This is a genomic window from Chryseobacterium sediminis, assembly GCF_008386505.1.
Classification (GTDB): domain Bacteria; phylum Bacteroidota; class Bacteroidia; order Flavobacteriales; family Weeksellaceae; genus Chryseobacterium; species Chryseobacterium sediminis.
The window spans coordinates 57,686-71,099 of the sequence record NZ_VUNZ01000005.1; the positions used below are offsets into that span (position 1 = coordinate 57,686).

Genomic DNA, 13,414 nt, shown 5'->3' on the forward strand with positions numbered 1-13,414 from the left:
TTTCCGTTCTCAATTTTTAATAGACAATGAAAAAAATTATAAGCTTATTTTTTCTGTTTTTTATCTATACCCAAAGTTTCTCTCAAGAGCTGTTGGCAACCGTTCAGGTAAACTCTCAGCAGGTAGGAGGAAGTAACCAGCAGGCATATAAAGCATTAGAGAAAAGTCTCAGAGATTTTATCAATAATACCAGCTGGACAGGGAAAAAGCTTCAGAACTTTGAAAAAATAAAATGTGGTTTTTCCGTTGTTATTGGAGAAAGAGATGGGAATAGATTCAAAGGATCCATTGTTGTTCAGGCTATGCGTCCTGTTTACAATACAACTTACGAATCCCCTTTAATTAACCTTCAGGATCAGAGATTTGGTTTTGAATATATTGAAAATGAAAGTCTTATTTTTAATGAAAGACAATTTTCAGGGAAAAATCTTACCGATGTGGTGAGCTTCTATATTTATCTTATTTTGGGGATAGATGCAGACAGTTTCCAGTCTATGGGAGGATCTCAATGGTACTCAAAAGCACAGCAGATTGCTCAGAATTCTCAGAACAGAAACTATGAAGGCTGGAATACCATCAATGAGCCAAGAAGCCGCTCTATTTTGATTAATGAAATTATGAATCCCAACTGGAACCAGTTGCGTTCTACGATTTATACTTACCACAGAGCCGGTATGGATAACCTTTTCAATCAGGATCAGACAGCCGGGAAAAAAGTGATCTTTGATGCCCTGATGCAATTGAAAATGTATGAGAACACATTTCAGCAGGCATTTTTCTTTAATCTGTTCATGGATACCAAAAGTGATGAAATTTTCAATATTTTCAATTCAGGAAATAATGGAGGTTTAATTCTTAATGATCTTAAACAGACGATGATTATTCTTTCACCAAAAAATATTGATAATAAGTGGAATAAGTGGAAGGTGTAAGATTGAAATCTATTAACAAGCACCCTAAACATTTTCTCAATTCATTAAAAAAAAACTTATTTTTACAGTTCAAACTCAAATTGGACCATAATCCGGATTATCAATGCTTTCTAGAATATACATTAAAAACTTTGCCCTGATTGATACCCTTGAAGTATCTCTGAAAAATGGTTTACAGGTTATTACCGGTGAAACAGGAGCGGGTAAATCTATTATTTTAGGAGCGCTTCGGCTTATTTTAGGAGAAAGGGCAGATGTAAAATCAATTGCCAAAGCTGAAGAGAAAAGCGTAGTTGAAACTGAGTTCTCCCTGAATAATCAATTTAAGAAATTCTTTATTGAAAATGATCTGGACTATGAGCTTCAGACGATTATAAGAAGAGAAATCCTTCCTTCCGGAAAATCCCGTGCCTTCATCAATGATGTGCCGGTAACACTGGATATTTTGAAAGAACTTTCCTCACAGTTAATTGATATTCATTCCCAGTTTGAGACATCCAATCTTTTCACTTCAGAATATCAGTTTAAAATTATCGACGGACTTTCTGATAATAAAAAAATTATTGAAGAGTATCAAAAGGAATTTTCTGACTTTCAAAGTCTGAAACTGCTGTTGAAAAAACTGAAAACTCAATTATCAGAAGCCAATAAAGAAAGCGATTATAAAGATTTTTTACTCAATGAACTGGAAGAGCTGAAACTTGATGATGTAGACTATGAAGATGTTCAGAACCAGCTTTCCATTCAGGAAAATGCAGGGATGATCTCAGAAAATGTAGGTCAGATCCTGTCTAGGTTTCATCAGGAAGAAATAGGAATCTTGTCTTTCTTTCATGAAGCTACGCATAAGCTTTCAAAAATTTCCGAAGTTTCTACCAGTTTCGCAGAGCTTGATGAAAGGCTGGAAACCTCTTTTGTAGAATTGAAAGATATTATTTCTGAACTGGAACATGCGGCGGAAAGAGTTGAAATCAATCCTGAAAATCTGGTATATCTTACTGATCTGAATAATAAAATAAACGCTTTATTTCTTAAACATAATGTTTCAGATCTTAATGAACTGATTGAAATCCGAAACACGCTGGCAGGAGATCAGAAAGGAGCTTCTGAACTGGAAGCCCAGATTGAGGAAACAGAAGAAAATATTTCTCAGAAAGAAAAAACGCTACAGATCCTTGCTGAAAAACTTTCAAAAAACAGAAGCAAGAATGTTCCTGTTTTTATTAAAAAAGCAGAAAGTCTTCTAAAAAAATTAGGGCTGGAAAAAGCTAAAGTTGATATAGAACTGCAGGATGCTGAAGAATTCAACCCGTTTGGAAAAGAAAATATCCAGCTGTTATTCCAGGCTAATTCCGGCTTCCCTTTAAAACCAATTCAGACTGCTATTTCCGGAGGAGAAAGATCAAGGGTAATGCTTGCTGTAAAGAAAATTATTGCAGAAAGTGATGAGCTTCCAACCCTTATTCTGGACGAAATTGACACCGGAGTTTCAGGAAAAGTTGCCGAAGAGATCGGAAATCTTATGAGAGAAATGTCTGAAGACATGCAGCTGATCGTTATTTCCCACCTTGCGCAGGTTGCTGCAAAAGGAAATGATAATTATAAAGTGGTAAAACAGGATATTTCCGGCAAAACACAATCTACTATAATTCCTTTGAGCAACGAAGAAAAGCTGAACGAAATTGCCCAGTTACTTTCCGGAAGCAAAATTACGGAAGCAGCTCTGGCACAGGCAAAAGAGCTTATTGGATAACTCCATAAATCTATTTTTCTTTAAAAATTTGTAACATATTTTACATTATATTTACTAATGTAAAAAACTAACATATGTTTCTAAAGTTCCTTAGGCTTGAAATAAAAAGCTTCTTCCGTGGTACATCTTTAGGGATCAATCTGACCATGAAAATCCTTCGTTTTATTGCGATACTTTATTTCGTAGGATGTCTTGTAGGTGGAGCTTTTATAGCTTTTTTCTATATACAGGAGGAAATGCATCAGAATCCTTTGAAGATGATTTCAAAATTCATGATTATTGCCTGGATTATTGATCTTGTTCTTAAATATCTTTGGCAGGAAATTCCTACCCAGAATATCAAGCCATTCCTCACAATGAATATCCGGAAAAATACTTTGGTTAATTACATGCTTGCCAAAACTTTTCTTTCAGCATTCAGCTGGCTGAGTTCTTTATTCTTTATCACATTTTCACTGATTGCTTTATTCAACGGATATAGTATCTTAGGAGTATTGGTATGGCTTATAGGTGTAATTTCATTACTCTATCTGAATAATTTCATCAATATTTTCTTCAACGGTAAAGAAACTTTGGCAGTGATTATAGGAGTATGCTTTTTGGGCATAGGAATGCTGGGATATTACCATATTGTTCCGGTTTTATCATATTCTGAATCAGTTTTCTTTAGCTTCTATGAAAAACCATACTTTGCGCTGATACCTGTTGCTTTGTTTATAATGTTGTGGTGGATATGTTTCCGTTACCTTCGTAAAGAATTTTATCTTGACCAAGGTCTTGAAGCCAAGAAAACAGTAGGGAAAACAGAGAATATAGCTTTCCTTAATAAATATGGAGTTATTGGAACATTTATCAATAATGATATTAAAATGCTGAGACGTAATAAAGTCACCAAAGGGATTCTGCTGGGTAGCTTTATGTTTCTGTTTTATGGATTGCTGATGTTTACTTCTTCCCTATACAAAACTCCGGCGATGATGATGCTTATGGGACTTTTCGTGACGGGAGGTTTCCAGTTTCTGTTTGGACAGAGAGTTCCTGCTTTTGATAGTTCATATTATCCATTGATGATGACGCTGAATGTTCCTTACAAAGACTATTTAAAGGGCAAATGGTGGCTGATGAACATTGTAACAGGAGTTTCTATGATTGCAGCACTGTGCTATGTGTACTTTGGCTGGGAAGTGTATATTACATTCTTTGCTGCGGGATTATACAATATCGGAGTCAATTCTCAATTTACCTTATGGTCCGGGGCTTTCAACAAAACTCAGATTGATCTTAATTTAAAAGAGAAAAGAATGGGGCAGAAAGGAAGTTTCAACCTGATAACGATGCTTCTGCTGATTCCTAAAATGCTTCTTCCGATGGGTGTATTTGCCTTAGCAAAATATTTCTCAGGAATTACAGGCGGAGTAATAAGCATTGCCATTATCGGTATTATCGGATTTTTCTTGAGAGAGAAGATCTTCAATATTATCGTAAAACTTTACAAGAAAGAAAAATACAGCACACTGGATGCATTTAAAAATATAAGTTAAGCCATGATCAACATACAAAATTTATCCAAAACATACGGAACAGCAACCGTTCTTAATATTGAACATCTTGAAATTCCAAATGGGGAAACATTTGGCCTCGTAGGGAACAACGGAGCAGGAAAAACAACTCTTTTCAGCCTGATGCTGGATTTGATTCAGGCTACCACAGGATCTGTAAGTATTAACGGAATTAAAGTCAGTGAATCTGAAGCATGGAAAAATAAAGTGTCAGCCTTTGTAGACGATACATTTCTTATCGGCTATCTTACTCCGGAGGAATACTTTTACTTCATTGGAGAGCTGAGAGGACAGAACAAAGCCTCTGTAGATGAATTCCTGAAGCCTTTTCACGATTTCTTCAACGGAGAAATCCTTAAATCCGGGAAATATGTCCGTGATCTTTCAAAAGGGAATCAGAAAAAAGTAGGAATTGTAGGGGCAATTATTGGGAATCCCGAAATTATTATTTTGGATGAGCCTTTTGCCAATCTGGATCCGTCCACACAGATTAAGCTTAAAAACCTGATCAAGGAATTATCCAAACAGGATGGTGTTACTTTCCTTATTTCCAGCCATGATCTTTCGCATACAACAGAAGTATGTAACAGAATAGTGGTAGTGAATAAAGGCCTTTTGGTAAAAGATATTCAGACCAACCCGGAAACTTTGAAAGATCTGGAACAATATTTTGCAGATCAGGTTTCAGTTTCGGATATTTAATACCACAAAAAAGAGGTATGAATACTATAGAATCACAAAATGTTACAGACTATCCAAATAGCAATACTATTTTCATGGTTTGGAAACTTAATGACAGCCCACAGCTGAAAGATATTTTTCAGGAGTTATGTGCTTTGGTTTTAAACCTTAATAATTCAGTTTTCAACCGTTTTCCGGACAGCAGAGCAAGCTGTGTAATGGGAATTGGGGCCGAGGCCTGGAGAAAGCTTGAACTTCCGACCCCATTGCCAAAGGAACTAATCAATTTTGAAGAAATAAAAGGAATAAAGCACACCGCTGTTTCTACTCCCGGAGATCTTCATTTTCACCTGAGAGCAGATAACAAAAGCCTGATTTTCGATATGGCAATCGAAATATCCAAGTTATTGAGTTCAGTGGCGGAAAGTATTCTGGAGATTCATGGATTTAAATATTGGGATGCACGTTCCATTCTTGGTTTTGTAGACGGAACAGAAAATCCGCATGGAGATGACCGTGATTATTTTGCAAAAATAGGAGATGAAGACCTTCAATACAAAGGAGGAAGTTATCTTTTCGTTCAAAAATACCTTCATAATATGGATGCCTGGAAAGGTTTGTCGACAGAAGATCAGGAGAAAGTAATAGGGAGATCAAAAGAAAATGATATTGAAATGTCTGATGATGTAAAACCTTCCAACTCACACATCGCTTTAGCTAATATTGAAGGAGAAAATGGAGAAGAATTGAAAATCGTCAGAGATAATATGCCTTTTGGGAATCCTTCTACTAATGAGTTTGGAACCTATTTTATTGCCTATTCAAGCACATTTACAACAACAAAAAAGATGTTGACCCATATGTTTATAGGTGATCCGCCGGGAAATTATGACAGAATTTTAGATTTCAGCACAGCAGTTACAGGGACACTTTTCTTTGTTCCTACCCGAAATATGCTTGATGAATTCTCAGGATAAAATATAAAGGCTGTCCCATTCCAGGGCAGCCTTTTTAAATAATATCAATAATTTTTTCAAAAAATTGTAACCTTTTTTTGTTTTGATTGTCTTTAGTATAGAAACAGCATAAGCATGAAACTCTTGTTCGGAAATAAAAAGAATGATTTGTTGAGCCTCCTGAAAAAACAGGATCCGGCTGCACAGAAGATTTTCTATGAACAGAATGTAAAGAGATTCCTGAGTGTAAGCAAAAGCTATGTGAGCGATTTGTATCAGGCAGAAGATTGTCTCATTAAAGCATTCTGTAAAATTTTTAAGCACATAGAAAGCTTCAGGGGAGAGTCGAATCTGGAAAGCTGGGCAAGAAGAATTGTGGTGAATGAATGCCTGAACTTTATCAAAAGCCATAAAACAGTGTTCTACCTGGATGAGATCAACCAGTCTTTTCATGAAGACATCCACGAGCCGGAGATTGATTGTGATTTTAACGCACAGGAACTCTTAGATCAGCTCCCTGATGCCTACAGAATGGTTTTTAATCTGTATGTGCTGGAAGGATATTCTCATCAGGAGATTGCTGATACTTTGCAGATCTCAATGGCTGTCAGCAAAACACAGCTGTTTAGAGCAAAAGAAAAATTAAGAAAGATCTACTTTCAACAACAAAAAAAAGTGAAAAATGAAAACGTCTAAAGATACTATTGAGTCTCAGATCAAAAAACAGATCAACGAAAGAGAGGTTACCCCATCTCGGGATCTCTGGTCTGAAATTGAGCTTCAAAACAGCAACAATAGCCGTTCTAAATCAAAAATGAACTGGTTTTTAGTGGCTGCCTGCTTAATGTTGACATTGAGCTTAGGAACTGTTCTGTTTTTTCTCAATCAACCTTCAGAAATTCAACCTGAAATAGTAAAGAAAGCAGAAAAAAATAAGTCAGAGGAAATCTTAAAAGACCCAATTCAACATGATACACCTCTGGCTGCTCAGAATAATGATAAAAAGGAAGTAAAGAAAATATCTTCCCAAGATAAAGAAGAAGTGATTTCTGCAGTAGCAATAGGTCAAAATAAAATTATTCCCAGAGAAACTCCATTGAAAAAACTGGAAATTCCTCAGATTTCTAGTCCTAAGCTTATCGCAAAAGCCGATTCTTTAAAAACTCCGGTTAAAAGAAAAAAATATGTAGACCCTTCTACACTTCTTTTTTCAGTAGAACATAAAGATGTCATTGAAAAAACTAAAGATGGAAGTAATGTGGCTACTACTATTGACCTGAATGCCAGATAAATTATCCGAAAAAATTAAAAATTAATAATATGATCAAGAAATTAATCGTAATGGGATTGCTATGCTCTGTTTCAGCATCGTTCTATGCACAGAAGAAAGCTCTGAATATTAATCTGTCTTCTAAAAAAGACACCGAAGTAAGCCCGATTGTAAAAGAGAAGGTGGAAGAATATGCCACGAAAATCAATGCCATTATTCAGGAAGAAAAAAAGCTCATGGAAGAAGAACTGGTGGTTTTGCAGGCAAGAAACCTTGATAAAGCAGAATTTGATAGAGAGAAAGCTCAGATCGCAGACCGTTATTCTGAGAAAATGGATAAGAGAATTGAAGAGCTTGGATTCGATTTGGACGATGTTATTCAGAAGCAGGTAAGATATTCTCTCTTAAATACTGATGTGACTTCTAAAGAAGAGCTTAAAGAAAAATTGTTGAAAAAGTTCCGTCCCAGCAGAAGCTTTACAGGATATTTCTCTTACGGAATCATGACACTGACGAATAGCTCTCCGGATAACGAACTGGATAAAAATATCGGTTATGCCAATAACTTAGAATTTGGTCTGAAACTGAACTATCAACTTAGCAGAACAAGTCCGTGGGCTGTTATTTCGGGATTAGGATTTTCCTGGAGAACCGTAAGAGCAGATAATAATATGCTTTTTACAAGAAGTGCAGATCAGGGAGTCGCTTTGGCTCAGTACAATGGGAATCTTGATAAAAGTAAGCTGAGAACCGGGTATATCATGGTTCCTCTTGGTATGCAGTATAATTTTTCCAAGCTTAAAAATGGCGGGATGGATGTTCAATACAGAAGTTATTATACCGGATTTAAAATTGGAGCCAATGTATATGGAGGTGTAAAAATGTCTACGAACAATATTGTAAAAGGAATTGATGGTGAAACCAGAGACCGCGGAAATTATCAGGTGAATCCTTTTGTGTATGGAGCGCAGCTTACTTTCTCTTACAACAGTTTCAGTTTATTTGTTAAAAAAGATTTCAGCAATTTCTTTAAAGACAGTTATTTTAAAAATGATAAAGCATTAATATTCGGTTTAAGCATTGGATTAGATTAAATAACCATTGATTGATAGTAAACAAAAAACTCCGGATTTTACCCGGAGTTTTTGTTATGGTTAAGGCAAGAAGTGTTATTTTAAAATTCCTACCATGTCTTCTGGTTTTACCCATTCGTCAAACTGTTCAGCAGTTAACAGACCAAGATTGATGGCTTCTTCCTTCAATGTAGTTCCGTTTTTATGAGCTGTTTTAGCAATCTTGGCTGCATTTTCATACCCGATGTGAGTATTTAAAGCTGTAACAAGCATTAAAGATTTGTCAACAAGCTCTTTAATTCTCTCATGATTCGGTTCAATACCTACAGCACAATGGTCGTTGAAAGAAATACATGCATCAGCAATCAATTGGGCAGATTGTAAGAAATTGTAAGCCATTACCGGTTTGAAAACATTCAGTTCATAATTCCCCTGAGTTCCTGCAAACGAAATTGTAGTGTCATTTCCTAAAACCTGAGCGCAAACCATTGTTAAAGCTTCATTTTGTGTAGGATTTACTTTTCCTGGCATGATTGAAGATCCCGGTTCATTCTCAGGAATATGAATTTCCCCGATTCCGGAACGTGGTCCTGATGCCAATAATCTTACATCCTGAGCAATTTTATATAAAGAAACAGCCAGTTGCTTTAAAGCTCCGTGAGATTCAACAATGGCATCGTGTGCTGCAAGAGCTTCAAATTTATTTTCAGCAGTAATAAAAGGATGTTTCGTAAACTGAGAAATATATTCTGCCACTTTTACATCATACCCGTTAGGAGTATTCAATCCTGTTCCTACAGCAGTTCCTCCTAATGCCAATTCAGAAAGATGAGGTAAAGTATTTCTTAAAGCTCTCAATCCAAATTCCAATTGAGCCACATATCCGGAAAATTCCTGTCCCAGAGTAAGTGGTGTAGCATCCATTAAATGGGTTCTCCCGATTTTTACAACGTCTTTGAATGCCTTAGACTTTTCAGCAAGCGTGTTTTTTAATTTCTCAACTGCAGGAATCGTTACTTCCACTACTTTTGTGTAGGCTGCAATGTGCATGGCAGTAGGATAGGTATCATTGGAAGATTGGGATTTGTTGACATCGTCATTCGGGTGGATTTCAGATTTTTCACCTAATGTTCCGCCGTTATTAACGTGAGCCCTGTTTGAAACTACTTCATTGATATTCATATTCGACTGTGTTCCTGAACCTGTCTGCCAGATCACCAAAGGAAACTGGTCATTAAGTTTTCCTTCCAGAATTTCATCACATACTTTGGCGATCATGTCTCTTTTTTCAGCAGGAAGTACTCCCAGGTCAGTGTTGGTATAAGCAGCTGCCTTTTTCAGATATGCAAAAGCCTCAATGATTTCATGCGGCATTGACCCCTCAGGCCCGATTTTGAAATTATTTCTGGAACGTTCTGTCTGCGCACCCCAAAATTTATCTGCAGGTACCTGCACTTCTCCCATGGTGTCTTTTTCTATTCTGTAATTCATATTATTTATTTGATTTTTCTTTTGTTAAAATGAGATCCTTTATATCGGCCATATCCCTCCCCACATCATAGCTTATAAAACATGTTGGCCCAACTGATTTTAAATTTAGTCTCATGCTGTTCTGCAAGACATTAGATAGAGTTAAAGTTCCTGTTGAAAACATGCAATCTTCGTAGCGTTGTGAAGAAAATTTAGCCTCTTTAATAGAAATAACAAACTCATTTTTTTCATTAGTTGTTACATCAGATTTTAAAATTGTAAACCTTTCATTTTGAAAATTGATAAATGAAAACGTAACCGAATCAGGTGTTTTTTCCAAAATCTCAAATTTAATGGGATGATCTTCAACTTTTCCGTTCCAAGTTCCTGAAAGCTGGATTGTACTTTCATATTGTCCGAAACTGCTACCGTACATTATAAAACACAGAAAAAGGATTAATATATTTTTCATTCAATTGAATTATGCAATTTTAAAATCTTTTTGCTATTACAATAACTTTCTATAAAGGTACTTATAAACTCAAAAACCCGCAATTTATAATCATTATAAATATCAATTTAAATGACTGATTTTACTCATATTTTTTTTAATGAGACGTATTTTTGCACAAACAAAAATTGAATGGACTTTAGATATCAGGATCCGTATCCAATTCAGAAAGATGATACGGTGTATAAGAAGCTTACATCAGATTATGTAAAGGTTGAAAAACTGGGTGAAAGAGAAATTTTAACGATTGATCCGAAAGGACTGGAGTTATTAGCCGAAGAAGCGATGGCAGATGTTTCTTTCATGCTTCGTTCTTCACACCTGGAAAGCCTTAGAAGAATCATTGATGATCCTGAAGCTACAGATAATGACAGATTCGTTGCTTATAACCTTTTGCAAAATGCTGCTGTAGCTGTTGAAGGGGCTCTTCCTTCATGCCAGGATACGGGAACAGCTATCGTGATGGGAAAGAAGGGAGAAAATGTATACACAGGAGTAGAGGACGGGGAATACCTGAGCAAAGGAATTTTCAATACTTATCAAAAAAGAAACTTAAGATATTCTCAGGTAGTTCCTTTGACGATGTTTGATGAAAAGAATTCAGGGTCTAACCTTCCTGCGCAGATTGATATCTATGCAAAAAAAGGAGATTATTACGAATTCTTATTCTTAACAAAAGGAGGAGGTTCAGCCAATAAAACATTCTTATACCAAAAAACGAAATCTTTATTAAACGAAAAATCTCTTGAAGAGTTCGTCAAAGAAAGAATTTCAGACTTGGGAACAGCTGCTTGCCCGCCTTACCACTTAGCATTGGTAATTGGAGGAACTTCAGCAGAAGCAAACCTTGCCGCAGTGAAAAAAGCGTCTGCAAAATATTATGATCATCTTCCAACAGAAGGAAATGAGGCAGGACAAGCATTCAGAGACCTTGAATGGGAAGCAAAAGTTCAGAAAATCTGCCAGGAAAGTGCAATTGGGGCTCAGTTTGGAGGAAAATACCTTACTCACGACGTAAGAGTGATCAGACTTCCGAGACACGCTGCATCTTGCCCTGTAGGAATGGGAGTTTCCTGTTCTGCGGATAGAAATATTAAAGGGAAAATCACAAAAGAAGGAATCTTCCTTGAGCAGTTGGAGCAGGATCCGAAAAGATTTTTACCTGATACCCCTCCACATCTGGAAGAAGCAGTTGAGATTAATCTAAATAAACCAATGCCGGAAATTCTTGCAGAACTTTCCAAATATCCGATCAAAACAAGATTGAAGCTGAACGGAACATTGATTGTAGCAAGAGATATCGCACACGCAAAAATCAAAGAAATTATTGACAGCGGAAAACCAATGCCGGAATATTTCAAAAACCACCCGATCTATTATGCGGGACCGGCAAAAACTCCGGAAGGAATGGCTTCAGGAAGTTTCGGGCCTACTACTGCAGGAAGAATGGACGTATATGTTGACGAATTCCAAAGCCATGGCGGAAGCATGATTATGCTTGCAAAAGGAAACAGAAGTAAAGATGTTACCAATGCCTGTCATAAATACGGAGGTTTCTACCTTGGATCTATCGGAGGACCGGCAGCTATCCTGGCCAAAGACAATATTGTGTCTGTAGATGTAGTAGACTTCCCGGAATTAGGAATGGAAGCGGTAAGAAAAATCGAAGTAAAAGACTTCCCTGCATTCATTATTTCCGATGATAAAGGCAATGATTTCTTTGCAAATCTTGCTCACTAATTAGTTTAAAATTAAAATAAATAATAAAATACAGCGCTGATCTTTTGTGTAAAAAAGAAAAAAGCTTTATTTTTGCCTAAAATCTTAAAGAGAATGATAACGATATTATCAGCATTTTGGCCATTCTACCAGTTCCTTTGGACTATATTCTTCATTACTATGTTCTTAGTAGGATTCTGGTGTATTTTTATGTTCTTCGGATTAGTAATCCCAATGTGGCTAACTGAAGGTTTGAAAGAGTATTTCGGAAAAGTAAAACCTTTTGATCCTGAAGATATCAGAAGAAAGCTTATTTCTGAGCAGGAAGGTGTAGAAGTTATCTATAACGAGCCTAAAGGAAACGGACCTTTCCTTCACGATCACGGACATCATCATTAATTGATTGTCATTGCTTTTTCACCTGAATTCTGAAAAAGTAATATCAAAGCAAAACAACATATACAAAACCGCTTAAGCAATTAGGCGGTTTTTCTATTTATTATTCCTGAGACTTTCCGGCGACACTCCAAACTTCTTTTTAAAAGCCCGTGTAAAGTTCTGGAGATATTCATAGCCACATTCAATAGCGATCTCTTTGATCATAATTTCTTTATCTGTAATCAGTTTCTTGGCTTTAAGCATTCTGAGTTCCGATATATAATGAGCAATCGTAGTATGATATTGAGCCTTGAACTCCTTCCTGATAATACTCTGATTCATACCCATATACTTTCCAATCTCTTCCGCTTTTATATTCCTGTGGTAATTTTCATCAATGAATTTTCTTATCATTTCAGGAGTTTTTGGAGTAGATTCCAGTATGTTTTTCTCATTGAACTGCTCAAAAATCAAAATCAATAGTTTGATAACCTTTGCTTCTATAAATAATTTCTGCATAATTCCTTTTTTGGTATAGCCCAGAATTTCCTTTACAATCATATGCATTTCAACCGTCATGTCCGGCGGTGTTTCTTTATGGAGGAATATGAAATTATTATGAGTCATATTTTCCAGGATTTCTGCATTCTCACGATTATGCTCAGGATTGATGAGGTTGAAAACATATTGATAATTGATCTGAATCTGAAGATACTTCAAAATTTCCTGGTTTTCTGTCCATAATTCTGCAACACTTTCTTTAGGAGAGTAGTGGAGAATGTATTGGTTTTTCTTAAATGAAAATTGAGTTCCACAGTCATGAGCTTCCAAATTAATTCCATCACTTAATAAAAAAAGAAGATTAAAGCTTGCCTTTCCCTCCATCATATGAGATTTGAAGGATTGATCAGGGCACAGATCTTCCTGCATAATAATTTTGATGTCTTCGGATCTGAACAAAAGTCCACTTTTAGATGATTTCCTCATACAACACATTTTTACGGCCATGGTACAACTACTTAAGGTAAAAGTCCCTCACAGGATAACTAAAAGTTCGGAAATGATAACTCGGGGTTAAATATGAGAAGTACTTTTGCGCAAAATTAAATTAA

The 13,414-nt window shown here is 36.1% G+C and carries 13 protein-coding genes; 10 read left to right on the forward strand and 3 right to left on the reverse strand.

Going from position 1 to position 13,414, the window contains the following annotated elements; genetic code table 11:
• Window positions 1-26 precede the first annotated feature (26 nt).
• The 8 genes from porD to FW780_RS20155 all read left to right on the forward strand — a co-directional run bounded on the left by porD (window position 27) and on the right by FW780_RS20155 (window position 8,245).
• Entirely contained in the window at window positions 27-932 is a 906-nt protein-coding gene (gene porD, locus FW780_RS20120; RefSeq protein ID WP_149388914.1) for a type IX secretion system protein PorD, read from the forward strand.
• A 103-nt stretch (window positions 933-1,035) separates the two neighbouring features.
• Complete coding sequence (locus FW780_RS20125; protein WP_149835403.1) at window positions 1,036-2,685, forward strand: DNA repair protein RecN; 1,650 nt, start codon at window positions 1,036-1,038, stop codon at window positions 2,683-2,685.
• 74 nt (window positions 2,686-2,759) lie between these two features.
• Window positions 2,760-4,226 carry a DUF5687 family protein gene (locus tag FW780_RS20130; protein ID WP_149835404.1) on the forward strand — a complete coding sequence of 489 codons (1,467 nt, stop codon included), beginning with the start codon at window positions 2,760-2,762 and terminating at the stop codon, window positions 4,224-4,226.
• A 3-nt stretch (window positions 4,227-4,229) separates the two neighbouring features.
• Entirely contained in the window at window positions 4,230-4,946 is a 717-nt protein-coding gene (locus FW780_RS20135) for an ABC transporter ATP-binding protein (protein WP_149835405.1), read from the forward strand.
• Window positions 4,947-4,963: 17 nt separating this feature from the next.
• On the forward strand, window positions 4,964-5,902 hold the full coding sequence (locus tag FW780_RS20140) for a Dyp-type peroxidase (RefSeq protein ID WP_149835406.1): 939 nt from the start codon (window positions 4,964-4,966) through the stop codon (window positions 5,900-5,902).
• Window positions 5,903-6,016: 114 nt separating this feature from the next.
• The gene (locus FW780_RS20145) at window positions 6,017-6,577 is read left to right on the forward strand and encodes an RNA polymerase sigma factor (protein ID WP_149835407.1); all 561 of its coding nucleotides are present in this window, start codon (window positions 6,017-6,019) and stop codon (window positions 6,575-6,577) included.
• On the forward strand, window positions 6,564-7,172 hold the full coding sequence (locus FW780_RS20150) for a hypothetical protein (protein WP_149835408.1): 609 nt from the start codon (window positions 6,564-6,566) through the stop codon (window positions 7,170-7,172). The genes FW780_RS20145 and FW780_RS20150 overlap by 14 nt, the downstream gene beginning before the upstream one ends.
• 29 nt (window positions 7,173-7,201) lie before the next feature.
• Window positions 7,202-8,245 (forward strand): porin family protein, encoded by a 1,044-nt coding sequence (locus FW780_RS20155; protein ID WP_149835409.1) that lies wholly within the window; start codon window positions 7,202-7,204, stop codon window positions 8,243-8,245.
• Between the two features lie 75 nt (window positions 8,246-8,320).
• Here FW780_RS20155 and fumC read toward each other — a convergent pair whose 3' ends face one another.
• Together fumC and FW780_RS20165 are read right to left on the reverse strand one after the other, a co-directional pair.
• Entirely contained in the window at window positions 8,321-9,715 is a 1,395-nt protein-coding gene (gene fumC / locus FW780_RS20160; RefSeq protein ID WP_149835410.1) for a class II fumarate hydratase, read from the reverse strand.
• A 1-nt stretch (window position 9,716) separates the two neighbouring features.
• The gene (locus tag FW780_RS20165) at window positions 9,717-10,166 is read right to left on the reverse strand and encodes a hypothetical protein (RefSeq protein ID WP_149835411.1); all 450 of its coding nucleotides are present in this window, start codon (window positions 10,164-10,166) and stop codon (window positions 9,717-9,719) included.
• A 171-nt stretch (window positions 10,167-10,337) separates the two neighbouring features.
• Between FW780_RS20165 and FW780_RS20170 the strand changes: the two genes are divergently transcribed.
• Together FW780_RS20170 and FW780_RS20175 are read left to right on the forward strand one after the other, a co-directional pair.
• Complete coding sequence (locus FW780_RS20170; RefSeq protein WP_142018895.1) at window positions 10,338-11,945, forward strand: fumarate hydratase; 1,608 nt, start codon at window positions 10,338-10,340, stop codon at window positions 11,943-11,945.
• A 93-nt stretch (window positions 11,946-12,038) separates the two neighbouring features.
• Window positions 12,039-12,323, forward strand: coding sequence for a hypothetical protein (locus FW780_RS20175; protein WP_174774482.1), 285 nt, complete (start codon window positions 12,039-12,041; stop codon window positions 12,321-12,323).
• A gap of 93 nt (window positions 12,324-12,416) precedes the next feature.
• Here the strand turns inward: FW780_RS20175 and FW780_RS20180 are convergent, their stop codons facing one another.
• The gene (locus tag FW780_RS20180) at window positions 12,417-13,289 is read right to left on the reverse strand and encodes a helix-turn-helix transcriptional regulator (RefSeq protein WP_167510768.1); all 873 of its coding nucleotides are present in this window, start codon (window positions 13,287-13,289) and stop codon (window positions 12,417-12,419) included.
• Window positions 13,290-13,414: the final 125 nt, after the last annotated feature.

Bases quoted from the DNA above. Each gene is read 5' to 3' on its own strand.
- porD (WP_149388914.1), top strand. From the start codon at position 27: ATGAAAAAAATTATAAGCTTATTTTTTCTGTTTTTTATCTATACCCAA.
- FW780_RS20125 (WP_149835403.1), top strand. From the start codon at position 1,036: ATGCTTTCTAGAATATACATTAAAAACTTTGCCCTGATTGATACCCTT.
- FW780_RS20130 (WP_149835404.1), top strand. From the start codon at position 2,760: ATGTTTCTAAAGTTCCTTAGGCTTGAAATAAAAAGCTTCTTCCGTGGT.
- FW780_RS20135 (WP_149835405.1), top strand. From the start codon at position 4,230: ATGATCAACATACAAAATTTATCCAAAACATACGGAACAGCAACCGTT.
- FW780_RS20140 (WP_149835406.1), top strand. From the start codon at position 4,964: ATGAATACTATAGAATCACAAAATGTTACAGACTATCCAAATAGCAAT.
- FW780_RS20145 (WP_149835407.1), top strand. From the start codon at position 6,017: ATGAAACTCTTGTTCGGAAATAAAAAGAATGATTTGTTGAGCCTCCTG.
- FW780_RS20150 (WP_149835408.1), top strand. From the start codon at position 6,564: ATGAAAACGTCTAAAGATACTATTGAGTCTCAGATCAAAAAACAGATC.
- FW780_RS20155 (WP_149835409.1), top strand. From the start codon at position 7,202: ATGATCAAGAAATTAATCGTAATGGGATTGCTATGCTCTGTTTCAGCA.
- fumC (WP_149835410.1), bottom strand. From the start codon at position 9,715: ATGAATTACAGAATAGAAAAAGACACCATGGGAGAAGTGCAGGTACCT.
- FW780_RS20165 (WP_149835411.1), bottom strand. From the start codon at position 10,166: ATGAAAAATATATTAATCCTTTTTCTGTGTTTTATAATGTACGGTAGC.
- FW780_RS20170 (WP_142018895.1), top strand. From the start codon at position 10,338: ATGGACTTTAGATATCAGGATCCGTATCCAATTCAGAAAGATGATACG.
- FW780_RS20175 (WP_174774482.1), top strand. From the start codon at position 12,039: ATGATAACGATATTATCAGCATTTTGGCCATTCTACCAGTTCCTTTGG.
- FW780_RS20180 (WP_167510768.1), bottom strand. From the start codon at position 13,289: ATGAGGAAATCATCTAAAAGTGGACTTTTGTTCAGATCCGAAGACATC.